Source organism: Ruegeria sp. YTSC230 (assembly GCF_059609665.1).
Genome location: NZ_JBXWMC010000002.1, coordinates 440,411 through 464,179, shown reverse-complemented (window position 1 = coordinate 464,179; position 23,769 = coordinate 440,411). Strand labels below are relative to the sequence as shown.

Below are 23,769 nucleotides of genomic sequence, written 5' to 3'. Positions count from 1 at the left end.
GGAGCAGACCATGCTGTCCATCACCCCAGTCTATGCCGCATTGCTGGCACTTCTCTATGTCGCGCTCAGTGTGCGGGTCATCATGCAGCGCCGCGGCGACAAGATTTCTTACGGCGATGGTGGCAACACCGACATGCTCAAAGTGATGCGCACGCATTCCAACTTTGCCGAATATGCACCGTTTGCCCTGTTGCTGATCGCCATGGTCGAGTTGCAGGGCGCCGGTGGCTGGCTGGTCAATCTGTTGGGCCTTGGCATTCTGGCCGGGCGCGTGCTGCATGCCTATGGGTTCGGCCGCAAACCGCAGATCGTGATTCTGCGCCAGATCGGCATGTTGCTGACCTTCGCCGTGATTGTGGTAGCAGCCATAGCCAGCCTTTTGATGGCGCTGTGAACCGGATGGCGGGGATTACCCCGCCAAAATCTGCGTTTCGATTCGAGGGGATTCCGTAAAAATTGATACGACATCGCCCATTCGATTCTCGCCTTTGCCAGACACCGCCGTAGCCAGCAAAATCATCGCCGCCAGGGCCGCCATCTTCAGATCCTTAGTATACGTCATTTTCGTCACCTCCACCGTTCTTATTCTTGGATGCTCTGGTTCTTGAACGGTTAAGAGGCGCGTTTCCGTCGCAAAGAATTTTCCTCTTTTTTGTTTTTTCCGCTTGAAGCCCTGCTTGGGAATTAATACACCCCTCCTCACTCAACGGCGCGGGCGTAGCTCAGGGGTAGAGCATAACCTTGCCAAGGTTAGGGTCGGGCGTTCGAATCGCCTCGCCCGCTCCATTGAGAGACCGAATGGTCGAAAATATGTATCTGATGCGGGCGTAGCTCAGGGGTAGAGCATAACCTTGCCAAGGTTAGGGTCGGGCGTTCGAATCGCCTCGCCCGCTCCAGATACAAACCTCTCTGAACATGCTGGTTCTTTGTCTGGTGTTGCGGCATTCTCGAATGGCACGCAATCACAACAGAGGTGCGCTGATGCCAGAATACGTTATTCGCGCTTTGACTGAAGACGAAGTACAAACGGCCGTCGATTGGGCTGGCCGGGAAGGCTGGAACCCGGGGTTACACGACGCGGTCTGCTTTCGCGGTTCCGACCCCGAAGGGTTTAAGGGCGGTTTCCTGGATGGGCAGATGATCGCATCGGCCTCTGCTGTGAATTATGACAATAACTACTCGTTTTTAGGGTTTTATATCGTGCAACCCGAGTATCGCGGATCGGGATATGGGCTGCAGGTTGCCGAGGCGGTCAAGGTGCATTGCCAGCACCGGAACATGGGCATGGACGGTGTCGTCGAACAGCAGGACAATTATCGAAAATTCGGGTTCGAGCTGGCCTATGACAATTACCGCTTCTCGGGCACGGTGGGTAAAATCCTAGATCAACTGGGCCGGTCCCTTCACGATCAGATCACACCCCTCAGCGCCCTGTCAGATGATCTGAGGTCGTATGATCGGGGCCTGTTCCCTGCCCCGCGCGACACATTCCTTCACGCCTGGCTCGGTGCGCCCAGCCACGTCTCTCGCGTGTTCGAAGAAGATGGTCAGATCAAGGGCTATGCAACCCTGCGGCGATGTTTGAGCGGGTACAAGGTCGGCCCCCTATTTGCGAACAATCCCGAGATCGCACAAGCCCTTTTAATGTCACTGCTGGCTACACTTCCCGCCGATCAGATGGATGCGGAGGTCTTCATCGACATGCCCAACCCCAACGCGCATGCTATGGCAATGGCGCAACAGTTGGGTTTGACCAAAGTCTTCGAAACAGGTCGCATGTATTCCAGCCACGCACCAAATATTGATCTGGACCGGATTTACGGCATCACAACATTCGAACTGGGGTAAATTTACCCCACACTCGACATTCCAAAAGCGCATTTACAAAAAGGAAATCTATAGAATGCCCAGCGATACCCAAAAGCGATTGCTGCTTGAGATGTTTGAGAATCTGCCGGGCGTGGTTTTCATGCTTTTGTTTCGGGCCACGGATGATATGCGATTGGCCGGGTGGATCGGCACGGTTCTGGCCGCCTCGGTTTGCGTTACCTATGTCAGGAAAACGCTGCGTCCACAGCCCATTTTACTTGGTATCAATCTCTTCATGGTGGCGATCACGCCACTGATCGAATGCCTGATCTTGCTTGGCTATCGCGACACGGCGACGATTTTGACCCGGAACATCGCGACCCTCGTTATTATGAGCGTTTTCTTGACGGGTGTCGTTTTGACCTTGTTCAGAACGAACGGATTCCTGAACTATCAGACCAATGGGACAAAACAGAGAAACACGCACTCTGCCGTTTTGCTGATTGTCTGCGCTTTCGGTGTGGTTTGGTCGCAATTGGCCGGAGAAAACTATCTGGTCTCGCTTGGCATTCCGCTGATGGTATTGTTCGGTGTGCATCAGTTGCTCCGGGCAGGAACAACTGATCAGCAGGCGCGCAATGGCGCGATTTTGGCATGTGCCGCGCCACAAGGTTCCGTGTCCGACGCTTCGGCCTGACTCAGAACGCCTTGAAGGTCATAGTGGTCAGCGAACGCTCGATATTCGGGATCACAAGCAGGTTTTCATTGATGAAATGACCGACATCGTCGGTTTCAGGGATGTAGAGCTTGAGTAGCAGGTCATATTCGCCGCTGGTCGAGTAAAGCTCGGAGTGAATCTCGCGCAGCGCGATCTCTTCGGCGACCTTATAGGTGGTGCCGGGTGTGCAGCGGATCTGAATGAAAACGCAGGTGGACATGTTTTGGACCTGTTGATTGAGTTTCCGGCAGGCTGGCATGGCACGTCACCAGGCGCAATCCCCTGCAACAGATTGTAGTGAAAGCAACGCTTGGTCTGGATAAGCCGACCAATCCCCGTCTATAAGCGCGCCTGTAGCAAAAGGAATTCGCCCATGCGCAGCGCAAAGATCAGCCGTCAAACCGCCGAGACCGAGATTTCGGTCGAGGTCAATCTTGACGGAACCGGCACCTATGACAACCAAACCGGTGTTGGGTTCTTCGATCACATGCTGGACCAACTTGCGCGCCATTCGCTGATCGACATGACGATCCGCGCCAAGGGTGATTACCACATCGACGACCACCACACTGTCGAAGATACCGGTATTGCACTGGGTCAGGCGCTGACACAGGCCTTGGGCGACAAGAAGGGTATCCGACGCTATGGCGAGTGCCACCTGCCCATGGATGACGCGCAAGTACGCTGCGCTCTGGACTTGTCCGCGCGTCCATTTCTGATCTGGAACGTGGACCTGCCGACACCCAAGATCGGCAACTTTGACACCGAATTGGTGCGCGAGTTCTTTCAGGCGCTCAGCACCCATGGCGGCATCACGTTGCATATTGACCAATTGCACGGCTTCAACAGCCACCACATCGCCGAGGCCGCGTTTAAGTCCGTCGCGCGTGCGTTGCGTTTGGCGGTCGAAACCGATCCGCGCAAGGCGGACGCAATTCCGTCCACGAAGGGCGCGTTGTAGATGCTGACGGCCATTATCGACTACGAAAGTGGCAATCTGCACTCAGCCGAAAAGGCGTTTCAGCGCATGGCGTGCGAGATGGACGCGGGTGAAGTTGTCGTAACCTCGGACGCGGAGGTGGTTGCCCGCGCGGACCGGCTGGTTCTACCCGGTGACGGAGCTTTTCCCGCCTGCGCGAATGAGCTGCGCGGGCACAAAGGCATCTACGACGCGATGGTCGAGGCCGTCGAACAGAAAGGCCGCCCCTTTCTGGGCATCTGCGTCGGCATGCAATTGATGGCCTCCAAGGGTCACGAATATCGCGAGACCGACGGTCTTGGCTGGATTGCAGGTGATGTGGTGAGGATCGAGCCGTCAGATAGTGCGCTGAAAGTACCGCATATGGGCTGGAACGATCTGGTTCTGGAAAGCGAGCACCCGGTCTTTGCCGGGGTGCAATCAGGCGATCACGCCTATTTCGTGCACTCCTACCATTTCCGTGTCACCGATCCGGCGCAGCGTCTGGCCTTTGTGGATTATGGGCAGGAGGTCACGGCCGTGATCGGCCGCGACACAATGGTTGGGATGCAGTTTCACCCTGAGAAAAGTCAGGATGTGGGCCTGCGGATGATCGGGAACTTCCTGACCTGGACGCCCTGAGCGTTTACTGAACCCGCGTCCAGTCCTGCCCGCGACACACGAGACCGCCCACAGCACAGCCTTTGACGGTCAGCTTGTTCTGGCTGTCCAGCGTCATTTTCGAGCTGTAGGTCTTGTCCCGGTCCGGGGCCCAGATCTTGCCGCCGCTATAGCTGCCGCCGCCATCGGGCACCATATCCCAGATGATCTGCTTGCCGAGGTTTTCATACGCCAGCTGCTCATTACCGTCTTTGTCAAAGGCGGTGTCGATGGTGCCACAAATCGCGCTGCCGCATTCCGAAATCGAAACGTGTAGATACCCACCGGTATCCCCGGGCTGAGTCTTCCAAAGACCGTCAACCGGATCGGCCGCAAAAGCAGCGCTGGCCAATACCGCAAACCCGGCTGCAAGTGTGAATGTTTTCATGATTTCCTCCCTTATTTCTGCTCAGTCTGGCCCGGCTGGGCAATTCCGGCAAGATTGACTTGGCGTCGCGTTGCATCCCCTGCCCCGCATGTGCGATATCCCGCGCGAACAAATCAGATATAGGGCCGCCTGACATGATCCTCTACCCCGCCATCGACCTCAAAGACGGACAGGCCGTACGCCTGCTGCGTGGTGAAATGGATAAGGCAACGGTGTTCAACGAAAACCCGGCGGCACAGGCCCGTGCTTTTGTCGAGGCAGGCTGTGAATGGCTTCACCTCGTCGATCTGAACGGCGCTTTCGCGGGTGAGCCGGTCAACGCCGCCCCGGTTGAAGCGATCCTGAGAGAATGCAACGTGCCCGCGCAGTTGGGCGGTGGCATTCGCGACATGTCCACGATTGAGACATGGATCGACAAAGGTCTGGCGCGCGTGATTCTGGGCACCGTGGCGGTCGAAAACCCCGATCTGGTGCGTGAAGCTGCCAAGGAGTTTCCGGGCAAAGTTGCTGTCGGCATCGATGCGCGCGACGGCATGGTGGCCACCAAGGGCTGGGCCGAAGAGACCAACGTGAAGGTCACCGATCTGGCCCGCAGTTTCGAGGACGCAGGCGTTGCGGCCATCATCTATACCGACATTAATCGCGACGGGGCGATGCAGGGGCCGAACATCCAGGCAACGGCAGATTTGGCCCGTGCGGTGTCAATCCCGGTCATCGCCTCGGGTGGGGTCAGTTCGCTGGATGATCTGATCGCCCTGCGTGATTGTGGCGTGGCATTGGACGGCGCGATCTCGGGCCGGGCGCTTTATGATGGCGCGATTGACCTTTCCGAGGCCATTCGCGCCTTAAGCTGATCACTCGGCCGCAACCGAAGTCAGTTTTGCAAGCGCACCGCGCATCTTTTCGATGACAGGTGATTTCTCGACTTCGTCGAGCTCATCCATCGTCTCTTTCGGGTCCTCATAGGCCAGCCAGACCTGCCCGGTCTCGTCTTCGTATGCCTGCACTTTGAGCGGCAGGAAAAGCCCGGCACGTGGATCAATCTGCATCGCGGGCGTACCCAGTGCCGGGTTGCCAAAGATCAGAACCTGATTGGCGGGGATGGTCAGACCGACCTTTTCCGCACCAGCTGCATGATCGACGCGTGCAAAGACGGTCGCGCCCGCATTGCCAACGGCAGCTTCTAGCGCGTCCAACGCCTCTTGCACCGATTTGTTCGTGTTTACTTTGATGATGTCGTCAGCCATGGCAGACATCGCCCCTCCAAAAGTCAAAATTGTTGCCAATATCAGATTTCGCATATCGGGTTTCCTTCTGTAAATTTCATCCAAATTGTCTCAGCTTTTCGCGAACTTGCAATCACATCTCCGGCATCGGCGAAGCCTTGCCACGCACCCGACCCCTCGCAACTTTGAAACCCGCGCAGACCGTCCCGTATTCGAGAACAATAACCCATTCTGACAGATATTTTACCCAGCTTGGCCCAAACTTCGTCTTAATTCGCCTGTAGCAGTTCGCAAAAGAACTCGAGCAGGGAATTCCACCGTGAGTATTACCAGCACAGAATATTCGAACAATTCTTGGTTCAGAATTGCGATCATATTCAGCTTTTGCACCACAGTTTTTGTCAGCGCTTCTCTATTGTTTTTTGTTCAGCCCCTGTTTGCCAAGCTGGTCTTGCCGCAAATTGGTGGCGCTCCTGCGGTTTGGACGACCGCTATGCTGTTCTTTCAGGTGGTTCTGATCGTTGGCTACATTTACGCCCATGTGTTGACGAAATGGATCCCCTTGCGCTGGCAGCTTGTGACTCACCTGGCACTTTGGGCGGCTGCACTGACATACCTGCCCCTCACAATAAGCGACGGCTGGAGTTATGACGCATCCAGCTCGACCGCGCTGCAAACCCTTAAGTTGTTTGCCCTGGGTGTCGGCCTGCCATTTGCGGTTCTTTCTGCCAATGCGCCATTGCTTCAGGCGTGGTATTCACGGTCCGGTGGGCCTTCGGCAGACGACCCCTATTTCCTATACAGCGCAAGTAACGTCGGTTCCCTGCTGGCTCTTTTGGCTTTTCCTTTGCTGGCAGACCCCCTTCTGGGTGCCAGTGCGACCAGTAACATTTGGTCCATCGGGTTTGTCATCTTCGGTGGGTTAATGGCGATAAGTGGCCTTATTGCGCTGCGCGGATCGAGCAGCGTCATTGCGCCGATCGCAGCTGATATCGCGAAGAGCACCCCAAGAATGAAGCAGATTGCAACCTGGATTGTGATCGCCTTTGTACCTTCATCTCTGATGCTGTCATTTACCACGAAAGCCAGCACAGATCTGGGGTCAATCCCGCTTATCTGGGTTGTGCCTCTGGCAACTTACCTTCTTTCCTTCATTTTCGCCTTTGCGAAATTGAAAAGACTAAGCGCGAAATCTCTACACGTTCCAATGATTTTGGCACTGGCGACAGGTGTAGTCTTGCTGTCCAACAAAATCGGCCACCATTCGGGCCCAATCGTCTTTTTGTTGTACGTCCCCGTACTGTTCGTAATCGCCCTGTATGCGCACAGGTTGCTTTACGAAATGAGGCCGCCAGCAGAACAGCTTACAGTGTTCTACATCGCGCTGTCGGTAGGCGGCGCATTCGGTGGATTGTTCAATTCAATCCTTGCCCCTTTGGCATTTGCCCAAGAAGTCGAGGCGCAGCTGACACTGTTCTTGGCCAGCGGATTGCTCTTGATAGGAAAAGGAACAGTTACGCCCAGAAACCTGGCGATCGGTCTGATAGTCAGCTACCCGATCCTTCTTCTGTTCGGCATGATCGATGGAGTTGACCTTATTGCAGACGGGCCTCTGAGTGCACTTGTCGCAACCGCAATGCTGCTGGGTGCATTGATCCTGTTTCGCAGTCAACCTGCACGTATCGTCGCCATCATCGCGGCGCTGATGCTGCCGGTCCTTTGGCCACATAAGGGTTCGCTACTTCAGGATCGGAGCTTCTTTGGAACCCATAGGGTGTACTCGGAAGCGGGCCTGAGAATTTATCAAAACGGGACCACTCTGCACGGTTTGCAATTGGAATCAGAATTTGGCGAAAAACCAACGCCGAAGTCATACTTCTACCCCAACGGTCCGATCGCTCAGGTCATAACATCCGATTTCGGGCGTGACGCCGACAGCATTGGCATTATCGGCCTCGGAGTTGGGGCCCTGGCCTGCTACAAACTTCCATCGCAGGAATGGGCCTTCTTTGAAATCGACGCCATGGTGGATCAAGTGGCGCGCGACCCATCCCTTTTCACCTACATCTCGGAATGTGCACCAAACTCGCCAACGCATCTTGGTGACGCTCGTATCGTCCTGGCGCAGACAGACTATACCTTCGATGTACTCGTTCTGGACGCCTACAGCTCTGACGCAATCCCCCTGCATCTGACAACTGAAGAAGCGGTGCGGATGTACATGGATCGACTGGTTGATGACGGGATTCTGGTTTTCCACATCACCAATCGCTACTACGACTTGGTTGACCCGCTAGCGCGCATTGCAGGCAAGCTTGGGCTTCATACCGCCAGTCAGTTTCATCAGATCGAGCCGGACAGCAATGAACTTGGCGCGCACGAATCCCATGTGATGATTGCCAGCCAAGACCAGTCTAAGATCGACAGTTTTGTCGAGAGCGGAAAATGGAAGGCCGTGGTTTCGGATGGAGGTGAGCCGTGGACGGACGACAAGGCCAATCTTCTGTCTGCGCTCAAATTGCTAAAGGACAACAAGCAATAGAACCGGCGCAAGATCTTAGCCAATGATTGACCCCGCCATTTTCCGCAACGCGCCCTAACGGTACTGGAAAAGGCGGGGTTTTGCCGATACAGGTGCGCCAACAAAGGACGCCGGTATGCTGAAAACCCGTATCATTCCCTGCCTGGATGTCGCCGATGGCCGTGTTGTCAAAGGTGTCAATTTCGTTGGCCTGCGTGACGCGGGCGATCCTGTAGAGTCGGCCAAAGCCTATGACGCAGCAGGCGCGGATGAGATCTGTTTTTTGGACATTCATGCCACCCATGAAAATCGTGGCACCATGTTCGATGTGGTTCAGCGCACGGCAGAACAATGCTTTGTTCCGCTAACGGTTGGCGGAGGCGTTCGTACCAAAGACGACGTTCGGGCGCTGCTGTTGGCTGGTGCCGACAAGGTCAGCTTCAACTCGGCCGCGGTCGCCAACCCCGATGTCATCGCCGAAGCTGCGGATCAATTCGGTAGCCAGTGTATTGTCTGCGCCATCGACGCCAAAACCGTCAGCCCGGGCAAATGGGAGATTTTCACCCATGGGGGTCGCAAACCGACCGGCATCGACGCAGTTGAGTTCGCCAAAACCGTTGTCGCCAAAGGGGCTGGCGAAATCCTTTTGACCTCAATGGACCGCGACGGCACCAAGGCAGGCTTCAATCTGCCGCTGACCCGCGCGATCTCGGACGCGGTGGACGTGCCGGTGATTGCTTCTGGCGGCGTAGGCAACCTGGATCATCTGGTCGAAGGTGTGACAGAAGGCGGGGCCAGTGCCGTGCTGGCGGCCTCGATCTTCCATTTCGGCGAATACACCATCCGCGAGGCCAAAGAACACATGGCTGCGGCTGGCATCCCCATGAGGCTGACATGAACATTCTGCACGATCTGGCCGCGACAATTGAGACCCGCAAAGGTGCCGAGCCCGACTCTAGCTGGACCGCAAAACTGCTGGCCAATGGGCCAGAGAAATGTGCCGAGAAGTTCGGGGAAGAGGCTGTTGAGGCCATCATCGAAGCCGTCAAAGGCGACAAGGACAAGCTGACCGCCGAGGCTGCGGATGTCCTCTATCACCTGTTGGTCATGCTGGCCGCGCGGGACGTGGCGCTGGATGACGTTTTGACCGAGTTGGCCCGACGCCAGGGCACAAGCGGAATCGCGGAAAAGGCATCACGCCCAAAGACCTAAGCGCGGGTTCCGTCCTGCCGCCCAGCCCTGTATAGTCAGGGATCAGTGTGGGACCGACCGAGGAACGCGGGAATGACCAGGGCTCTGGCCAGTGTAATGGCTTTGCTTTCGCTTGTGATGATTACCGCGTGTTCGGCACCGCCGCGCTCGACAGGTGATGAAGTTCAACGACTGGCAACGGAAATCCGCAGCCTTGGTCCCGACATCGACCCCGAAGAAGCTGACCGCGCAGCCCGCATCGCCTATTCCTATACTGCGCAGCTGGTTCAGGAATACGAAATTACTGACCCTCCGCTGATCCACAATGCCAAGGTCAACAAGGGTCTACGCCCGCGTGGGCTGTGCTGGCATTGGGCCGAGGATATCGAACGTCGACTGAAGCAAGAGAACTTCCGGACGCTGGACTTGCACCGTGCGATAGCAAATGCGGACAACCAGTTCAGAATCGACCACAGCACAGCCATCATCAGCCGCAAGGGCGAGACGATGTACGAAGGCGTGGTGCTGGACCCATGGCGGTACGGCGGTGTTCTGTTCTGGTCGCCCTTGGTGGAAGACACCAAGTATGAGTGGGTGCCCCGAAGCGTTGTTCTGGAAAAGCGCCGCCAGGAACAATACGGGGAATTGCTGCCGTATGTCGGAGGCTAACCTTCACAGTCTGGAAGAAATCACTCCGGTCGCGAATCCACCCATGCGCAGCTCGCCGAACAGGCGCTGATATTCGATTTTAGGGCAACGATTCATCACCACATCCACGCCGCGCGCCTGTGCTTTGGCTGCGGCTTCGGGGTGTTCAACGCCGATCTGCATCCAAATCGTGCATAGGTTGGGAAAAGAAGACAGTGCTTCGTCGACTATTGACGGAACAGCTTCGGAACGGCGAAAGATGTCAACCATTTCGACCGGCTGAGTAATCTCAGACAATGACGCGCGAACGGTCTGGCCAAAAAGTAACTTCCCGGCATGACCTGGGTTCACAGGGATCACCGTGTATCCCTTAAGTGAAAGATACCGCGCGACATAATAGCTGGGCCGCACCGGGTTCATCGAAACGCCCACGACAGCAATCACCTTGGTGCGACGCAGGATGTCTTTCAGGAATGGGTCTGTGTAATTCGGCATGCGGGCACCCTAGACTTGGCGCAGCAAAGAAAAAAGCGCTCAGGTCAAACCTGAGCGCCAGTTGTTGGAACGAGGGACAGTGAAATGACCCGCGGCAGTTCCGTTCCGCGGTCACTGTGACATTTAGGCATAAGTTCAGAGAAAAAAAGAGGGGCGTCGCATTTTTGTGATGACAGCCCAAAGAAGGCGGAAATTCGCCTAGTCTTGATACAGCACCACAGGCCAGTTTTCCTCGGCCATGTGAATGTATTCTGCACGATCTCCACGCCAGAGCTGCTCAATCTCAGGCGAGTGGGTCAGGTACAGCCGGCCTTCCACCATGTCCCAAAGCATCGGATCGGTGCTTTTTAAGATACCTTGCGCCATGGCATAGGCGCAGTAGCCCCCGAACTGAGGGGAAAAGGCGCGAGGATTGCTTTCAAACAGATCGCGATTCTCGGCCGAGGCGAAATGCCACTCGGCCCCTTTCCAGATCACAGAATATTCTGGCAATCCGCGGACCGGCGTTTCCTCAAGAAAATATGAGACAGGGTCGTAGCCGGCCATGACGGCACCGTCCGCCTCATAGAAGACGGGCATGTCCTGTGCTTGGGCGGCAGAAAGAAGGGCAACGGCGGCTATCGCGCCAAGTATGAAACGTTTGATTGGCATCACATGCTCAGGATTACAAATTCAGGGTATCAAAATGCAATCTTTTGTCGCGCGAAACACCCCTATTAACGCGGTTGTGAACGCTCGTGTTGCTTTATCCCGCGTCAGTCAAAGATATCCTCGACCACATCCCATGCTTCATCAATGACGCGCGCAAAAATCCCCTTTTTCTTCTTTTTCTTTTTGGACTTGTACGCGGTAGCGGTTTTGTAGCTGTCGCGCTTTGGCTTGTCATTGCTCAGCTTGCGCTTGGGAACCATCTTGAGGTCATGCAAAGGGGCCCCACAGCTAGAGCAGCTGAGTTCGTGGCGTTGCTTCCCTTTCAGAACCAACGCAGCGCGCGTTCCGCAGTAACAGCAAGTAGCGATTTTGGTCGGGCTGGTAATGGCTCTCTCCTGTCTATCGATGCCTTGAAGCATATAAGGCAATTGCGGCAGCATTTGAGACGTTAAGAGAACCAAACCCACCGGCTGCGTCGATTTTCACCAGTTGATTGACAGTTTCCTTGGTCTTTTGCCGCAGGCCGGGTCCTTCGGCCCCCAGCACCAACGCGACAGGTTGGTCCAGTTTGCCGCCCAACGCCGTCTCGATGGTTTGTTCGGCCTCACCGTCCAGACCCAATACCTGAAAGCCCATGTTCTGCAGCTCGACAATAGTATCCGCCAGATTGCGCACGCGCAGATAGGGCTGACGCTCCAGTGCTCCACTCGCGGTTTTGGCCAGCGCGCCCGTCTCCGGCGCCGAATGGTGCCGCGTACCGATCACGGCACTGGCTCCAAGCACTTCGGCCGAGCGAAGAATCGCCCCAACATTGTGCGGGTCGGTAACACGGTCCAATAAAATGACCCTGGGATGCTCACGCCCAATGCAATTTTCAGCCAGCCCGCCCCAATCCAGCGGCTTGACCTCAAGTGCAGCCCCCTGATGGACTGAACCGGGATCAATGGGCGCGGTGAATTTTCGCGGATCGACCATTTCGGCCTCAATCCCTGCAAATTCAATCGCTTCTGCCAGTTTATCCCGTGCGTTCCGCGTCACAATCAGTTTCAGTTTCTGCCGGTTCAGGTTCATCAAAGCATCCCGAACGGCATGCAAACCGAACAGCCAAACGGTTTCAGACGCCGCAGCTTTGCGCGCCTGTTCCTTTTCAACGACCCACTTGGGTTTCTTCATTTCTTGGGCCTCCGGGCCGGGAATTCGGTTTCCTGCGTCAAAGCCAAATTTTCCTGTTGACGCTTCTTCAAGGCGCTAGTAATCACGCCTCCACGTCAGGTGCAACGCCTGACAGTGGGCGACAGGCCGCAAGGTGTGGCAGGGGACTGTAACTCCCTCGCGGAGACGCACGCCTGGTTCGATTCCAGGGTCGCCCACCACTTTCCAATCACATAGAGATCCCTCGATCCAAGCATTTTCGTTTGCACTGGCCTTCGATTGCGAGGCTCTGTTGCAAATTGTTGACCTTGGCAGAACGCTACGCGATTGCGCCGACGCTGGCCTACAGCTGTTGATTCTGGGGATCGCGGTCGACACCGGAACGGTCATAGCAGGCGATACACTGGTCGATCTTGGTGCCAGTCCGACTTGGCGCGATTTGGAAGACTGGCTTAAAAACCTGGCCGAGCGCTTTTGTCATATTCAGCAGGCTCGGGCGGGAACAAAGGCTATACTTCGATCCTACACTGGAATTGTCCTTTTTCTATTACCCTAAGACGGGCCTAATCGGCTCATCACCTTTTCTTGGCGCTGGACCGACCCATTGAGCCAGGTCGCTATATCCGGGTCGAGGACGTCATGTCGGGGGCAACTAACTTTTCTTTAAGCTTCACTGCTGACCGCGATCTTCGGCTGGCCCGACCAAGTCATTCGCTGACCCTGGACCGGTATCAGCAATATCGCCATTGGCCCCAATCGGACGCGCCGTTTACCGCAGATGCAGATATTGACACTGTTGCATCAGAAATAGTGACACGTCTCAGGGCGACAGCTGGTGCACTTGCGCGATCTTTCCGGTCCGCCATTCCGATTACCGGTGGGTATGACAGCCGGGCACTGGTCGCGTCGCCAAGGAGCACCTTGAACATGTCAGTGCGTTTTATACGCACCGGATTAACTATCTGTCATCGCTGGATTGTCTGCTTGCCCAGAAAATTGGACAGAAGCTTGGTTTTTGAGCCCGAACGGATAGATAGCATGAAGCTGGCTGAAGAACACGGCCCGTCGGATGAACTGAGCCTCGAGGAAAAGTTGTTCGGACTTCGAACGGGCGGACATACGTCGACCATGGGGTATCGTGAACTGGCGGCACACGAATTCCTGCGTGATGCCGAGATTTCGGTGCGTGGAAGTGTCAAGGACATGAACCGTGCAAATCAGTGGAAAGGGCAGGATGCGTTTCGATTTCCAGATCTGGTGCGGCACCTGCGCTTAAGGGCGCATGATGGCATTCCACCCGCTGTCCATTGGCAACGTGAGGTGATGACTTAGCTGACACACTGCCACCGGAAACGCACCGCAACGCGTTTGACCTATCATTTCTTGAGAACATCCTTCCAAACACAATGGGTGCCTGGCTGAACGGGATGCCGCGTCACTTTACGCTCAATCCGTTCAATGACAGATATCTGATCTCGCGCAATATGGGCACTACTCCTGCCCTACGCCGGAACGGAGAGATGAACGCGGCGATCTTGCGTCAGTCGGTGCCCGAACTGGCCGAGCTTCCTTACAACCAAGAAATCAAACGCGACCCCGAGGCGCGCCGCGCCGCCGAAGCCGTGTTTGCAGATTAACCGACGCCTAGTTAGGCAGGCATGGCCATTCACTAACCACCTGCCTGCCTCGGACGGCCAGAATGGTGCCGAACTGATTCAGCACAGCCTCGCTTTGATCAGGGCGCAGCAGTGCGATGTCGCCCGGCGATACCTCTGCCGAACGTGGACCTGTCCACACTTCCTGATTGCTTGAACGGCCAAAGACCGCTGAGTAGCCAAACGCTGCTGGGAAAACCGGCTGGGCAAGGAAGTGGCCGCCAAAGATCGCAATATCCGTTTTTTGTCGCGGCAAGAACTCCAGACCCGGCAATGCGTTTCCCGGCATTACTTTTAGAACTGGTGTCGCAATGAACGCGGCTGGGTCAAACGCCTGCGTCGTGGCGTGGTCAAAATCGCCGGGCTTTACCAGGACCGAGCCGAATGCCACCTCATTCGCAGAACCCTCGGCAAGGTAGGATTGAAAGGTCAGGCTGCCGCCTGTGTTCAGACACAACCCATCCTCGTCACGCGGCAAAGCGGCGACGGCTGTGTTGAACGCATCTGCACTGGCCCGCACCGCGCGGTTGCGCGGAATGCCGGGCAGTTTCGCCAAATGCGCCTCGTACCCCATGACCCCGGCAAGCTGCCCGTATGGGTGCGCCATTATTTGTTGGGCAAGTTCTGCGACATTCTGAGAATTTAACCCGCCACGGTGCAGGCCGATATCCAGCTCCAAAGACAAACGCAGTGACGTCTGGCGATCTGAAGCCAACGCCAGATATTCGCCAAGCCGAGCTGGGGTGTCGATCAGCCATTGAACCCGCCTTGCCGCATCGGGATTGGTGTTAAGTAGTCTTGCAGCCGTACTGACAGGCAAGGGCTTCCCGATCAGATGATCCGTATCGGGCTCGGCCGTCAAAAGCGCCTGCAACATCGGTTCGGAAAACGTCATCAGGCCAGAGGTCGAGATGCGCTCGCGAATGAAATCCAACAAAGGAAGGCAGGGCAGAGACTTGGCGACCAGCCTGCGGGCCAACCCAGCGTCCGCAACCCTGTTCGCGACAACACAATTGGCGTCCAACAAGTCCAGGTCCACTACGACGACAGGCTTGTCGACCCCGTGTGATCGCAAGGTATCTGACAGATCTTTCAGGGCTGCCGCGTTCATGGTCGAAACAGCTGAGCAAGCGCGGGGGTCAGAAACTTACCCTGTGGATCAAGCTGTTCACGCATGGCACAAAACCGGTCAAAATCCGGATACATCACGGATAGGTCTTTGTAAGTCAGATTGTGCATTTTGCCCCAATGAGGGCGGCCCCCTGCTTCGACAAATAGCGGCTCAATAGCTTCGAAATACCGTTTATGGTCTTCGGCCGCGTCTGTGTGAATGGCGACTGATATGCGTGGCCCGCCCTGAAACGGAGACAGACAGGCCGTGTCACCAGCGGTCTGGCGCACCTCGATCGGAAAGTAGATATCCTTATGGTCGCGATGCAGGCGCGTCAGAACCTCTTGCAGAACATCCCCAGCCACATCTGGCGGCAGATGGTATTCCATTTCCTTGAAACGAATATGCCGGTCGCTACACAAAACCCGCCAGCTTTCGCCGACATAATCCTCGTCCGACTGCGCAAGCGTCAGTAGCTTGAGCATCGCACGGCGCAAACCCTCGCTGATCCGCCCCGCGCTGCGTGCAAGTTTCAGTACTTTTACAGCGACCATATCCAAATCGCGCGGTGCCTTGCTTTCGGCGGCATCGATGATGGCGTGACGTAGCTCGACAGTTTTTCCGGTAAACGGGATGCAGAAGAATTCGAAATTCCGGTTCTCCGTCCAATTCTGGTGCATCGTGGCCAGACTTTCCTCGACCGAGGCAAGCTGAACCTGACGACGTAAGTTGTATTTTGGCACGACCGAAATCTGCGCTTCGGTCAGAACGCCTAGCATCCCCAAACTGACCTGTACCATCTCAAGCGGGATATCATCCGTGGTCAGAATATCTCCACTTGCTCCGATCATCCGGGCTGCAGTGATTTCTGCCGCAAGGCACGGCAAGTCCCGCCCGGTCCCATGCGTCGCAGTCGACGCCGCACCCGCCAGCGATTGGGTGTTGATATCCCCAAGGTTTCGAAATGCCAGTCCTTTGTCCGCCAGCGCCGGTGACAGATCCCGCAACCGCGCATTGGCGTTGACCCACACCCGATCCTGCCGGGCATCACCAAGCGTTGGCAGATCCAAATCAGACAAGTCCACGATCCGGTCACCACCGGCCACGATTGGCGTAAAGGAATGCCCCGCACCCAAGACCCGCAGGCTTTGGGGTCGCGCGATCTCATTTTGCAGTTCAGCAATCGACGTCGGGCGCGCTATTGGCGTATCCGTGCGCTGGTTTCCGGCCCAGTTGGTCCACATGCACTGTCTCCTCCGAGAGAGAGGATTGCAGCACATGCGACACGAAACAAGTCAGGAAAACAGAAGCTTACCCAACGGGAGCTTTGTCAGGCCGCGGCCTCACGTTGCGCAGTGACGCGGTCGAACCATGCAATGATGCTTTCTGGATCAGGTGCGATCTGTTCGGCAGCACCACCAGTGAACGCGTCGAATTTTTCTTTGTTCAGGCCGTTCACACCAACAAGGACGGGAACATCCAGCGCCAGAGCTTCGGCAATCACGGGGCGGAATCCACGCCCGTCAGCCTCATGCTTGCCAAATTTGTTGATGATCAGCAATTGGGGCGCATCGGCCAGCGAAGACGTCACATATCCTACGGCCTGTTCCAACGCAGCAGGATCCAAACGGCAACCGCGCGACTGCTCACCAAGGGATTGCGAGATTCGAATGGTCTCTCCCTCGGGCAGAACGCGAACATCCATGTCACACTTGCTGCTATCCGCGCATTCGGTGTTGGTTTGCACCACCCCCGCAAGGCTCGCGCCTTTGGCGAGCAGGTGTTCGGCAACCGCACTTAACAGGCGGTCGGTTGCGCCGCGGTCGGTGGTAGTAACATAGGCCAGATGCATCCAAGGACCCCTTAGTACAGATTTGTGACATTTCAGATAGCACGCAAGGACCTGCGCGACCACTCTCTTGGGTCATGGCAGCGGCGATAATCCGATCACAGGCGCGTGTGGATAAAGCAGCGCCATGAAGATCGCAATTGCAACCAGCCAGACCCAAGGGCGCGACCACGGCTGTGGACTGCGCAACGACAGGCGGGCTGTATTGCGGGATAACCGGGTCCATTCCATACCCATATCGCGTTGTTTGCGGCGGTCGATCAGAACCATTCCGAAAGCTGCAAAACCTGCAAAAAGCCCGAACAGGATCACGTGAGACAGGCTGCCATTGGCCAGCAGATGCGCCCCCGCCCACAGCATCAAAGCCGCAAGAACAGGGTGGCGCGTGGTCCGCAGGATGCCTGGTTTTTTGGGGTCAAAAACGCGATGCCCCATCCCGCCAAAAGAGAATGGGTTTTGGATCGATATGCCGGCGACAGCCAGCCAGCACACAATTGGCATCACCAATAGCGGCGCCCAGCGAAAGATGGCAAGCGGTGGTATGACTTCAACATATGGCGCTTGGGCTGCGGCGACGATTAGCCATGCGAGAACCAACAGGGACAATGCGGAATATGCCGCGAAATATCCCTTGCGCCCCAGTGTTTCGATAAGCCGACCGCGTACGGCCGGTCTTACCGGAATGGCATGGCTGAGAAGAAAGGTGATCAGTGCTGCGAGGAAGAAGGCCCAACCGGTCATCGTATTCTCCGAACGTGTTACGCGCGGTCTACGTCCCGAACCCTGTCCGGTCTTTGTCTAAGATCAAGTGCAGGGCAAAAGGGGCGGACGCGCCGCCCCTGCCCCAATTTACAGCCCCAGCGCTTTGCGCCGTTCTTCGGCAAAGCCCTGTACGATACGGTCGGCAACAAGCGCCAGAATCGCCATAGCAGCACCGGCCGAGATGCCCAGACCCACATCCGCTTGCCCCAGTGCAAGATAGATCGACTGCCCCAGACCGGTGGTCCCGATCAGTGCCGCGATCACCAGCATTGCAAAGGCATAAAGGATGGTCTGGTTCAACCCCAGCAGGATCGTCGGCGCAGCATACGGCGCGCGCACGTCGCGCATGATCTGCCACTCGGTCGCACCGCTCGAGATTGCGGCCTCCATCATCTCTTCTGGAGTGTTGACCAGCCCGTGACGCGTGTAGCGGATCATCGGGACGATGGCGTAAGCACAGATGGCCAGAAAGGCCGAGAACTCGCCAATCTGGAACACCATCAGCACGGGGATCAGGAACACGAATAGCGGGATCGTCTGCAGCATGTCGCAAATTGGACGAACAACCTTCCAGACCGGCGCCCATACCGCGCTGGCCAGTCCGATCAAGCCGCCTGCCACGGCGCAGGAAAACACTGCAGCCCCGCTGAGGTAAAGCGACAGCAAGGCGCGCTCCCAAAGACCGGAAACAAGGATAGTACACAGCAACCCCACCGAAAGCGCCGCCAGACGCCAGCCGCCCGCGACATAGCTGAGCGCGGCAGCGCCGGTAAGAACGAAAGGCCATGGCAGGTTTGCAATACCAGTTTCCAACATTCCGATCAGGATCAGCACGACCAAACCGCCCGTCAGGTGACCACGCCATGCCATCAGTGCGGCGATGACCGCGCTGACGGCGAACAGGCCGAAGCTCATGCCAGCTGTCCACTGGAAACCCCATGTGAACGGCAGAACGGCCTGATCCAGACCGATCCGCAGTGGCAACAGGACATAGAACAATGAGTTGTTCTTGAGCGCATCCAGCCAAGGACCGTTCGCTTGCGTGAACGCAGTCAGGCCGCTATCGACAGCCTCGGCCATCGGGTCCAGCAGGGTCAGTTCGGACGGGTTCGGCAGCCATGCCCAGAAAGCGACGGTGAACAGAGCCGTAAAGCCCAACACCGCCCAGACAACGCGTGGATCATAGCGCTTACGCTCGGTCGCCAGCGTGCCGCTCATCCGGTCGATCACCACAGCAAAAACCACGATGACTAGACCGGCCATCAGCGACTCGCCAAACTGAGCCTTGCGCATGGTCAGAAGGACTTCCCAGCCGATGTCGTTGAACCCGCCGATAACGGCGGCGATAATGACCATCGAAAGGGCGGCCATCAGGCACTGGTTTACACCCACCATGATCTGCGTCGCCGCAGCAGGAATTTCGACTTGAAACAACTGCTGAAACCGCGTGCCGCCGGACATGATCGCGGCCTCTTTGATCTCGGGCTCGACCCGCTCCAAACCCAGCATCACGTTGCGCGCCATGGGCGGGGCCGCATAAATGGCCGACGCGATCAAACCCACAACCGGGCCAAAACCAAACAGCAGCAATAGCGGGGTCAGATATGCAAAAGTCGGGACCGTCTGCATCACGTCCAAAACCGCCTGAACAAAGGACCTAACACGCGGCACTTCGTTGGCAAGGATGCCGATGGCACCGCCCACGATCAGCGCAACCGGTACTGAAACTGCGACCAGCGCCAGCGTGTTCATGCTCTCGGCCCAATAGCCGGAGGCGAACACGAAACACAGGCCAAAAAACCCCAACGCCGCCATGGGCAATCCGCCCAGAAACCAGCCTAGCGCTGTCACCAGGCCGATAAGGATAGGCCAAGGAGTGCTGCCCAACAGAAAATTGGCCCAGTTCATGGGATAGGCCATCAGATCGGAAAACAGCCGCATCGCTGGTTTGATACCGTTCAGAAACCAGTCCAAAAACGCGCCAACCCATTCAGTCGCGGGCAATTCCCAGGCGGTAGGCCATTTGACCAGCCAAGGCGCAAGACCCTCCAACGCAAGGCAAATCGCGCCGACAACGACTGTGATTAATGCCGCCTTCGCGCCAACCGTCAATTGGATCGCGCTGTTGCTGGGGATGTCTGACACGGCAGTCATGTCTCATCCACCTGGAGCGCGGCGGCAAGATCAGAAGGATGAACCGTGCCAACAATATTGCCGTTTTCATCTCGCACAGGAACGGGCTCATAAAGCTCCATGCAATGCGCCAACGCAGCGTCTAGCGTCATCGAGGTTGTCAGGCCAGGATCATCCGGGCCACGTTCAGACTCGTCCCGCATGACCGAGGCAACCTTGGCGTGCTGACCCTTGGCCACGTCTTTCGAGAATTCGCGCACGTAATCATCTACGGGGCGCAATACGATATCCGTCGGCGTTCCGATCTGGACGATCTTGCCATCGCGCATGATGGCGATGCGGTCGGCCAGTTTCAGCGCCTCTTGGATATCATGAGTAATGAAGACGATGGATTTCTTCAGCGTCGCCTGAATGCGCAGGAATTCGTCCTGCAGCTGTCGGCGGATCAGCGGGTCGAGGGCCGAGAACGGCTCGTCCAGAAACCAGATGTCCGGGTTCACCGCCAAAGACCGTGCAATTCCCACGCGCTGACGCTGACCACCGGAAAGCTGACGCGGGTAGCTGTCCTCGCGCCCCTCCAGTCCGACCAGAGTGATGACCTCTTGCGCACGGGCCATTCGTTCCTTTTTGCCGACGCCCGATACGCGCAGTGGATAGGCCACGTTGTCCGCAACAGTCATGTGTGGAAACAGGCCAAAATGCTGGAACACCATGCCCAGTTTTTTGCGCCGCAATTCGGTCAGCGCTTTCTTCGACGCGCCGATAACGTTTTCGCCGTCGACACGGATTTCGCCGCCCGTGCCCGGCAGCAATTGCGAGATACAGCGGATCAGTGTGGACTTGCCCGATCCCGACAGCCCCATGATGACGAAGAGCTCGCCCTCTTTGACTTCGAAATTTGCGTCCTGAACAGCCGGGATGAACCCTTGTTCGCGCAGATCGGTGGCGGCTTTGTCTGCGTCATTCCCTGACCGAGACAGCGCGTCGGTCAGGGCTTTGTCTGCGCCTTGACCAAAAACCTGCCAGAGATTCTGGCAGGTAATGGCTGGCGTATTCGCATCAGTCACTTATGCGAACTCACTGCGTTGCCGCGTCAACAACCGGACGCCATTTGTCTTCGTTCGCAGCCATCCATTCGGCGACAACTTCTTCGACTTTACCGCCGTCAACGTCGATCGCGCCCATCATCGGCTGTTGGTCCTCGACCGCCAATTGATAGTTGGACAGGATTTCATAAGCCGCGGGCCATTTTTCTTCCATCCCGTTCCAGCTGGCTTTGAAGATGCGCGAGGGCGAGAAATCGCAGTCGTTCACGGCGTTCGGGTTCGGTCCCCAAGCCGGATCGTTAAAGCAAGCTTCTTCACCGGCAGGCAATTCAACGAACTGAACGTCATAGGCCGACATCGCCCAATGCGGCTGCCAGAAAGTGATCAGCAGCGGCGACTTGCGCTCGGTCGAGGCGCGCAATTCGGCGATCAGAGCGCCTTCGGAACCGGCAGGCACAGCTTTGAACGGCAGTTCAAGACCGGTCATACGGTCGGCGCCGGGCGTACCCCAATCGGCAGGATAGTCGACCAGACGACCACCGGGCAGAGTTTCAGCGGTCGCGAAGACCTGCGCGCAATCCTTCAGCGCTTCCCATGCCGGCAGACCGGGGCACAGATCGGCCACGTGCGCCGGATAAGCGATGCCTTCCTTGGCATCCAGACCCAGATCGCCAATTTCGACGACGGTGCCTTCGTCGATTTTCTTGGCGTATTCGTCCGAGACGTTTGACGACCAGATTTCCAGCGTCGCAGTGATGTCGCCATCCGCGATTGCTTGGAACTGGTTCATCATACCAGCGGTCACATATTCGACGTTGTAACCCGCGGCTTTCAGCATCTCACCCGCCACTTGGGTCGTTACGTGCTGACCGGTCCATTCGTTGATCGCCAGTTTGATCGGCTCGTCCACGGCACCCATATCGGCGGCGTAAGCGGAACCGGCTACCATCATAGCCAACAGGCTGACACTAAGTTTTTTCATCGACATTCTCCCTGTCTTTTTTGTTTTTCGTCCACCTCAGCGCACAGGTGCGCGCCGGAAGGTTGGACAGACGACAATACCATGTCGCAACATGCACAATATTGGCCGCAAAAGGGAAGTGAACACTTTGAACAAAGGCGGAATTTTTCGCCTTGTACTAAGCTGCAAGTCCCCACTCGCTGCGTTGTACTGATCGCGCGCGTTTTTGCTTAACACAAATATCTGGCGCAGGTCTTTGATTGACGAGTCAATCACAAACCCGAATCCCCTGTTTTGTCGAGTATTTCTTTTCCCGATGTTCGATTTTTCTGCATATTTTGATTTCAGACGCACCAAATGTCCAAAAACTCACTCTCGTTGGGACCTTGCAACGAAGCGTTCGACAGGCAACTTTATCGGTGGAGGACATGATTTATGCATCATTTCGATGAAATTTTTGTAATGGCTGCCAATCGCCATGGTGGCCCGGATGCGTTGAATGAAAAATTGAGCAAACCCAAAAGCCTGGCCGAGCTTGCTGAGATGCCGGAAGATCGCTGGCTGTCGATTATCACCAAGACCATCTTTCAGGCGGGGTTCAACTGGAAGGTCATCGAAAACAAGTGGGACGGGTTTGAAATCGCATTTGACGGTTTCGATGTCGGACGCTGCGCCTTCATGGATGATGAGAAATTCGACGCCTTGCTGCAGGACACCCGCATTGTGCGCAACGGAACCAAGATCGCGACCGTTCGTGACAATGCCGCATTTCTGCTGGAACTGCGTAATGAAGGCGGCGCGGGTCAGGTGCTTGGAGGATGGCCATCCGAAGACTACGTCGGTCTGTTGGCGATGCTGGCCAAGCGCGGGTCGCGTCTGGGCGGCGCGTCGGCCCAATACGCCATGCGATTTGCAGGGTGTGACAGTTTTATCCTCTCGCAAGATGTGACCGCGCGGCTGGTTGCCGAAGGGGTGGTTGATAAACCCGCGACTTCGAAAAAGGCAATGGCTGCGGTGCAAGAGGCCTTTAATACATGGATGGATCAATCAGGCCGGTCGCTAACCGAAATCAGCAGGGTTTTGGCGATGAGCCTGTGAAAACGGGTTGCAGCGCGGGCGCATCGCATTAGGCTTTGATTATGGCCTTTCGTATTTTGATGACGCTATTAATTTTGCTTGCTGCCTGTGGTCGCCCTTTGACGGATCAGGAACGCGCATTTGCAAGTGCCGTTCAAGGCGACACGCTGGATCTGGATCGCGTGCGACTTGTCGAAGGTGCGCCGGTAACGCCGATCACGTTTTACCGCAAGGACCGGCCGCGCCTGGCCTGTCGGGAACGTATCCTGCCACCAACCGAAGAAGGGGTCGTAACCGCGAAACCCGCTGCTGTTGCGTTGTTCAATAAGGTCTATTTTAACAAGGACTGGTACCTTGAGGACTATATGTCCGATTTCCCAGAACAGATGGACCTGATTGCCGGGATGTTGCTTGCACACGAACTGACCCACGTCTGGCAATGGCAGAACCGCCAGTCCACTGGTTACCATCCCTTGCGAGCCGCCGCCGAACATGGCGGAAGCAAGGACCCGTACTTGTTCGACCTGCAGACATCGCCTGATTTTCTATCCTATGGATTCGAACAACAGGGGGCGATCGTCGAGGAATACGTCTGCTGCCGGGCATTGGACCCTACCGCACCGCGGACCCTGCGCTTGCATGACATGTTGGGCGCGCATTTCGACTTGTCACCGCTGCCTGGCGCGCGGCGCGAGCGTGCCGTTGTCATTCCGTGGAGCGGAGCGAAGGTCGAAGGGATATGCCGCGAAGGCTAAGCC

30 protein-coding genes and 3 tRNA genes are annotated in these 23,769 nt (G+C 56.5%); 18 read left to right on the top strand and 15 right to left on the bottom strand.

Features of this window, described 5'->3' with window-relative positions; all coding sequences use genetic code 11:
- The first annotated feature begins 10 nt into the window (after nucleotides 1-10).
- The gene (locus tag AC2FD9_RS06365; protein WP_082637226.1) at nucleotides 11-394 is read left to right on the top strand and encodes an MAPEG family protein; all 384 of its coding nucleotides are present in this window, start codon (nucleotides 11-13) and stop codon (nucleotides 392-394) included.
- A gap of 15 nt (nucleotides 395-409) precedes the next feature.
- On the opposite strand, the gene AC2FD9_RS06360 is transcribed toward AC2FD9_RS06365, so the two are convergent.
- Nucleotides 410-562: a hypothetical protein gene (locus AC2FD9_RS06360; protein WP_496835944.1), complete on the bottom strand. Its 153-nt coding sequence runs from the start codon at nucleotides 560-562 to the stop codon at nucleotides 410-412.
- Between the two features lie 149 nt (nucleotides 563-711).
- Between AC2FD9_RS06360 and AC2FD9_RS06355 the strand changes: the two genes are divergently transcribed.
- The 4 genes from AC2FD9_RS06355 to AC2FD9_RS06340 all read left to right on the top strand — a co-directional run bounded on the left by AC2FD9_RS06355 (nucleotide 712) and on the right by AC2FD9_RS06340 (nucleotide 2,506).
- A tRNA-Gly gene (locus tag AC2FD9_RS06355) sits at nucleotides 712-786 on the top strand.
- A 35-nt stretch (nucleotides 787-821) separates the two neighbouring features.
- Nucleotides 822-896: transfer RNA gene (locus AC2FD9_RS06350), tRNA-Gly, on the top strand.
- Nucleotides 897-981: 85 nt separating this feature from the next.
- Complete coding sequence (locus tag AC2FD9_RS06345) at nucleotides 982-1,848, top strand: GNAT family N-acetyltransferase (protein ID WP_496835942.1); 867 nt, start codon at nucleotides 982-984, stop codon at nucleotides 1,846-1,848.
- Between the two features lie 55 nt (nucleotides 1,849-1,903).
- Nucleotides 1,904-2,506 carry a hypothetical protein gene (locus tag AC2FD9_RS06340; protein WP_282168839.1) on the top strand — a complete coding sequence of 201 codons (603 nt, stop codon included), beginning with the start codon at nucleotides 1,904-1,906 and terminating at the stop codon, nucleotides 2,504-2,506.
- A gap of 1 nt (nucleotide 2,507) precedes the next feature.
- Here the strand turns inward: AC2FD9_RS06340 and AC2FD9_RS06335 are convergent, their stop codons facing one another.
- Nucleotides 2,508-2,747 carry an Lrp/AsnC family transcriptional regulator gene (locus tag AC2FD9_RS06335; protein ID WP_058274459.1) on the bottom strand — a complete coding sequence of 80 codons (240 nt, stop codon included), beginning with the start codon at nucleotides 2,745-2,747 and terminating at the stop codon, nucleotides 2,508-2,510.
- A 153-nt stretch (nucleotides 2,748-2,900) separates the two neighbouring features.
- On the opposite strand from AC2FD9_RS06335, the gene hisB reads away from it, so the two are divergent.
- A complete protein-coding gene (gene hisB / locus AC2FD9_RS06330; RefSeq protein WP_496835940.1) occupies nucleotides 2,901-3,488 on the top strand; it encodes an imidazoleglycerol-phosphate dehydratase HisB in 588 nt (195 codons plus the stop codon).
- Nucleotides 3,489-4,127, top strand: coding sequence for an imidazole glycerol phosphate synthase subunit HisH (gene hisH / locus AC2FD9_RS06325; protein ID WP_496835938.1), 639 nt, complete (start codon nucleotides 3,489-3,491; stop codon nucleotides 4,125-4,127).
- Between the two features lie 4 nt (nucleotides 4,128-4,131).
- On the opposite strand, the gene AC2FD9_RS06320 is transcribed toward hisH, so the two are convergent.
- A complete protein-coding gene (locus tag AC2FD9_RS06320) occupies nucleotides 4,132-4,533 on the bottom strand; it encodes a DUF2147 domain-containing protein (RefSeq protein ID WP_058274317.1) in 402 nt (133 codons plus the stop codon).
- A 134-nt stretch (nucleotides 4,534-4,667) separates the two neighbouring features.
- Here AC2FD9_RS06320 and hisA point away from each other — a divergent pair, with 134 nt between their 5' ends.
- Nucleotides 4,668-5,387 (top strand): 1-(5-phosphoribosyl)-5-[(5-phosphoribosylamino)methylideneamino]imidazole-4-carboxamide isomerase, encoded by a 720-nt coding sequence (gene hisA, locus AC2FD9_RS06315; protein WP_282168841.1) that lies wholly within the window; start codon nucleotides 4,668-4,670, stop codon nucleotides 5,385-5,387.
- On the opposite strand, the gene AC2FD9_RS06310 is transcribed toward hisA, so the two are convergent.
- Entirely contained in the window at nucleotides 5,388-5,834 is a 447-nt protein-coding gene (locus tag AC2FD9_RS06310; RefSeq protein WP_282119114.1) for a DUF302 domain-containing protein, read from the bottom strand.
- Between the two features lie 244 nt (nucleotides 5,835-6,078).
- Here AC2FD9_RS06310 and AC2FD9_RS06305 point away from each other — a divergent pair, with 244 nt between their 5' ends.
- The 4 genes from AC2FD9_RS06305 to AC2FD9_RS06290 all read left to right on the top strand — a co-directional run bounded on the left by AC2FD9_RS06305 (nucleotide 6,079) and on the right by AC2FD9_RS06290 (nucleotide 10,140).
- Nucleotides 6,079-8,301: a fused MFS/spermidine synthase gene (locus AC2FD9_RS06305; protein WP_496835935.1), complete on the top strand. Its 2,223-nt coding sequence runs from the start codon at nucleotides 6,079-6,081 to the stop codon at nucleotides 8,299-8,301.
- 115 nt (nucleotides 8,302-8,416) lie between these two features.
- The gene (gene hisF / locus AC2FD9_RS06300; RefSeq protein WP_170383233.1) at nucleotides 8,417-9,178 is read left to right on the top strand and encodes an imidazole glycerol phosphate synthase subunit HisF; all 762 of its coding nucleotides are present in this window, start codon (nucleotides 8,417-8,419) and stop codon (nucleotides 9,176-9,178) included.
- Entirely contained in the window at nucleotides 9,175-9,492 is a 318-nt protein-coding gene (locus AC2FD9_RS06295; RefSeq protein ID WP_496835932.1) for a phosphoribosyl-ATP diphosphatase, read from the top strand. Before hisF ends, AC2FD9_RS06295 begins: the two co-directional genes overlap by 4 nt.
- 72 nt (nucleotides 9,493-9,564) lie before the next feature.
- The gene (locus AC2FD9_RS06290; protein ID WP_496835931.1) at nucleotides 9,565-10,140 is read left to right on the top strand and encodes a hypothetical protein; all 576 of its coding nucleotides are present in this window, start codon (nucleotides 9,565-9,567) and stop codon (nucleotides 10,138-10,140) included.
- 3 nt (nucleotides 10,141-10,143) lie between these two features.
- On the opposite strand, the gene AC2FD9_RS06285 is transcribed toward AC2FD9_RS06290, so the two are convergent.
- From AC2FD9_RS06285 to rlmB, 4 genes are all read right to left on the bottom strand, one after another.
- A complete protein-coding gene (locus AC2FD9_RS06285; protein ID WP_496835929.1) occupies nucleotides 10,144-10,614 on the bottom strand; it encodes a CoA-binding protein in 471 nt (156 codons plus the stop codon).
- Between the two features lie 198 nt (nucleotides 10,615-10,812).
- The gene (locus AC2FD9_RS06280) at nucleotides 10,813-11,265 is read right to left on the bottom strand and encodes a YHS domain-containing (seleno)protein (protein ID WP_282151636.1); all 453 of its coding nucleotides are present in this window, start codon (nucleotides 11,263-11,265) and stop codon (nucleotides 10,813-10,815) included.
- A 104-nt stretch (nucleotides 11,266-11,369) separates the two neighbouring features.
- Complete coding sequence (locus AC2FD9_RS06275) at nucleotides 11,370-11,684, bottom strand: hypothetical protein (RefSeq protein WP_200833257.1); 315 nt, start codon at nucleotides 11,682-11,684, stop codon at nucleotides 11,370-11,372.
- Entirely contained in the window at nucleotides 11,665-12,438 is a 774-nt protein-coding gene (gene rlmB, locus AC2FD9_RS06270; protein ID WP_496835927.1) for a 23S rRNA (guanosine(2251)-2'-O)-methyltransferase RlmB, read from the bottom strand. Before rlmB ends, AC2FD9_RS06275 begins: the two co-directional genes overlap by 20 nt.
- 116 nt (nucleotides 12,439-12,554) lie before the next feature.
- Between rlmB and AC2FD9_RS06265 the strand changes: the two genes are divergently transcribed.
- The 4 genes from AC2FD9_RS06265 (at nucleotide 12,555) to AC2FD9_RS06250 (ending at nucleotide 14,054) form a co-directional block, all read left to right on the top strand.
- Nucleotides 12,555-12,638: transfer RNA gene (locus AC2FD9_RS06265), tRNA-Tyr, on the top strand.
- Between the two features lie 71 nt (nucleotides 12,639-12,709).
- Nucleotides 12,710-12,973 carry a hypothetical protein gene (locus tag AC2FD9_RS06260; protein ID WP_496835926.1) on the top strand — a complete coding sequence of 88 codons (264 nt, stop codon included), beginning with the start codon at nucleotides 12,710-12,712 and terminating at the stop codon, nucleotides 12,971-12,973.
- A gap of 482 nt (nucleotides 12,974-13,455) precedes the next feature.
- Nucleotides 13,456-13,749: a hypothetical protein gene (locus tag AC2FD9_RS06255; protein ID WP_496835924.1), complete on the top strand. Its 294-nt coding sequence runs from the start codon at nucleotides 13,456-13,458 to the stop codon at nucleotides 13,747-13,749.
- Nucleotides 13,750-13,823: 74 nt separating this feature from the next.
- A complete protein-coding gene (locus AC2FD9_RS06250) occupies nucleotides 13,824-14,054 on the top strand; it encodes a hypothetical protein (protein ID WP_496835922.1) in 231 nt (76 codons plus the stop codon).
- A 7-nt stretch (nucleotides 14,055-14,061) separates the two neighbouring features.
- Here AC2FD9_RS06250 and AC2FD9_RS06245 read toward each other — a convergent pair whose 3' ends face one another.
- The 7 genes from AC2FD9_RS06245 to AC2FD9_RS06215 form a co-directional block, all read right to left on the bottom strand.
- A complete protein-coding gene (locus AC2FD9_RS06245; RefSeq protein WP_496835920.1) occupies nucleotides 14,062-15,183 on the bottom strand; it encodes an alanine racemase in 1,122 nt (373 codons plus the stop codon).
- Nucleotides 15,180-16,427, bottom strand: a complete 1,248-nt coding sequence (locus tag AC2FD9_RS06240; protein ID WP_496835918.1) for a D-arabinono-1,4-lactone oxidase — start codon at nucleotides 16,425-16,427, stop codon at nucleotides 15,180-15,182. The genes AC2FD9_RS06245 and AC2FD9_RS06240 overlap by 4 nt, the downstream gene beginning before the upstream one ends.
- 86 nt (nucleotides 16,428-16,513) lie before the next feature.
- A complete protein-coding gene (locus tag AC2FD9_RS06235) occupies nucleotides 16,514-17,035 on the bottom strand; it encodes a DUF2478 domain-containing protein (RefSeq protein ID WP_108859421.1) in 522 nt (173 codons plus the stop codon).
- 72 nt (nucleotides 17,036-17,107) lie between these two features.
- On the bottom strand, nucleotides 17,108-17,773 hold the full coding sequence (locus AC2FD9_RS06230; protein ID WP_496835916.1) for an NnrU family protein: 666 nt from the start codon (nucleotides 17,771-17,773) through the stop codon (nucleotides 17,108-17,110).
- Between the two features lie 108 nt (nucleotides 17,774-17,881).
- Entirely contained in the window at nucleotides 17,882-19,948 is a 2,067-nt protein-coding gene (locus tag AC2FD9_RS06225; RefSeq protein ID WP_496835915.1) for an ABC transporter permease, read from the bottom strand.
- Nucleotides 19,945-20,994, bottom strand: coding sequence for a quaternary amine ABC transporter ATP-binding protein (locus AC2FD9_RS06220; RefSeq protein WP_058275679.1), 1,050 nt, complete (start codon nucleotides 20,992-20,994; stop codon nucleotides 19,945-19,947). The genes AC2FD9_RS06225 and AC2FD9_RS06220 overlap by 4 nt, the downstream gene beginning before the upstream one ends.
- A gap of 10 nt (nucleotides 20,995-21,004) precedes the next feature.
- Complete coding sequence (locus AC2FD9_RS06215; RefSeq protein WP_058275748.1) at nucleotides 21,005-21,955, bottom strand: ABC transporter substrate-binding protein; 951 nt, start codon at nucleotides 21,953-21,955, stop codon at nucleotides 21,005-21,007.
- A 414-nt stretch (nucleotides 21,956-22,369) separates the two neighbouring features.
- Between AC2FD9_RS06215 and AC2FD9_RS06210 the strand changes: the two genes are divergently transcribed.
- Complete coding sequence (locus tag AC2FD9_RS06210) at nucleotides 22,370-23,032, top strand: DNA-3-methyladenine glycosylase I (RefSeq protein WP_109313135.1); 663 nt, start codon at nucleotides 22,370-22,372, stop codon at nucleotides 23,030-23,032.
- Between the two features lie 59 nt (nucleotides 23,033-23,091).
- On the top strand, nucleotides 23,092-23,766 hold the full coding sequence (locus AC2FD9_RS06205) for a hypothetical protein (protein WP_496835913.1): 675 nt from the start codon (nucleotides 23,092-23,094) through the stop codon (nucleotides 23,764-23,766).
- The last annotated feature ends 3 nt before the right edge of the window (nucleotides 23,767-23,769 follow it).

Coding starts and splice junctions, on each gene's coding strand:
- AC2FD9_RS06365 (WP_082637226.1), top strand. CDS start 11: ATGCTGTCCATCACCCCAGTCTATGCCGCATTGCTGGCACTTCTCTAT.
- AC2FD9_RS06360 (WP_496835944.1), bottom strand. CDS start 562: ATGACGTATACTAAGGATCTGAAGATGGCGGCCCTGGCGGCGATGATT.
- AC2FD9_RS06345 (WP_496835942.1), top strand. CDS start 982: ATGCCAGAATACGTTATTCGCGCTTTGACTGAAGACGAAGTACAAACG.
- AC2FD9_RS06340 (WP_282168839.1), top strand. CDS start 1,904: ATGCCCAGCGATACCCAAAAGCGATTGCTGCTTGAGATGTTTGAGAAT.
- AC2FD9_RS06335 (WP_058274459.1), bottom strand. CDS start 2,747: ATGTCCACCTGCGTTTTCATTCAGATCCGCTGCACACCCGGCACCACC.
- hisB (WP_496835940.1), top strand. CDS start 2,901: ATGCGCAGCGCAAAGATCAGCCGTCAAACCGCCGAGACCGAGATTTCG.
- hisH (WP_496835938.1), top strand. CDS start 3,489: ATGCTGACGGCCATTATCGACTACGAAAGTGGCAATCTGCACTCAGCC.
- AC2FD9_RS06320 (WP_058274317.1), bottom strand. CDS start 4,533: ATGAAAACATTCACACTTGCAGCCGGGTTTGCGGTATTGGCCAGCGCT.
- hisA (WP_282168841.1), top strand. CDS start 4,668: ATGATCCTCTACCCCGCCATCGACCTCAAAGACGGACAGGCCGTACGC.
- AC2FD9_RS06310 (WP_282119114.1), bottom strand. CDS start 5,834: ATGCGAAATCTGATATTGGCAACAATTTTGACTTTTGGAGGGGCGATG.
- hisF (WP_170383233.1), top strand. CDS start 8,417: ATGCTGAAAACCCGTATCATTCCCTGCCTGGATGTCGCCGATGGCCGT.
- AC2FD9_RS06295 (WP_496835932.1), top strand. CDS start 9,175: ATGAACATTCTGCACGATCTGGCCGCGACAATTGAGACCCGCAAAGGT.
- AC2FD9_RS06290 (WP_496835931.1), top strand. CDS start 9,565: ATGACCAGGGCTCTGGCCAGTGTAATGGCTTTGCTTTCGCTTGTGATG.
- AC2FD9_RS06285 (WP_496835929.1), bottom strand. CDS start 10,614: ATGCCGAATTACACAGACCCATTCCTGAAAGACATCCTGCGTCGCACC.
- AC2FD9_RS06280 (WP_282151636.1), bottom strand. CDS start 11,265: ATGCCAATCAAACGTTTCATACTTGGCGCGATAGCCGCCGTTGCCCTT.
- AC2FD9_RS06275 (WP_200833257.1), bottom strand. CDS start 11,684: ATGCTTCAAGGCATCGATAGACAGGAGAGAGCCATTACCAGCCCGACC.
- rlmB (WP_496835927.1), bottom strand. CDS start 12,438: ATGAAGAAACCCAAGTGGGTCGTTGAAAAGGAACAGGCGCGCAAAGCT.
- AC2FD9_RS06255 (WP_496835924.1), top strand. CDS start 13,456: ATGAAGCTGGCTGAAGAACACGGCCCGTCGGATGAACTGAGCCTCGAG.
- AC2FD9_RS06250 (WP_496835922.1), top strand. CDS start 13,824: ATGGGTGCCTGGCTGAACGGGATGCCGCGTCACTTTACGCTCAATCCG.
- AC2FD9_RS06245 (WP_496835920.1), bottom strand. CDS start 15,183: ATGAACGCGGCAGCCCTGAAAGATCTGTCAGATACCTTGCGATCACAC.
- AC2FD9_RS06240 (WP_496835918.1), bottom strand. CDS start 16,427: ATGTGGACCAACTGGGCCGGAAACCAGCGCACGGATACGCCAATAGCG.
- AC2FD9_RS06235 (WP_108859421.1), bottom strand. CDS start 17,035: ATGCATCTGGCCTATGTTACTACCACCGACCGCGGCGCAACCGACCGC.
- AC2FD9_RS06230 (WP_496835916.1), bottom strand. CDS start 17,773: ATGACCGGTTGGGCCTTCTTCCTCGCAGCACTGATCACCTTTCTTCTC.
- AC2FD9_RS06225 (WP_496835915.1), bottom strand. CDS start 19,948: ATGACTGCCGTGTCAGACATCCCCAGCAACAGCGCGATCCAATTGACG.
- AC2FD9_RS06215 (WP_058275748.1), bottom strand. CDS start 21,955: ATGAAAAAACTTAGTGTCAGCCTGTTGGCTATGATGGTAGCCGGTTCC.
- AC2FD9_RS06210 (WP_109313135.1), top strand. CDS start 22,370: ATGCATCATTTCGATGAAATTTTTGTAATGGCTGCCAATCGCCATGGT.
- AC2FD9_RS06205 (WP_496835913.1), top strand. CDS start 23,092: ATGACGCTATTAATTTTGCTTGCTGCCTGTGGTCGCCCTTTGACGGAT.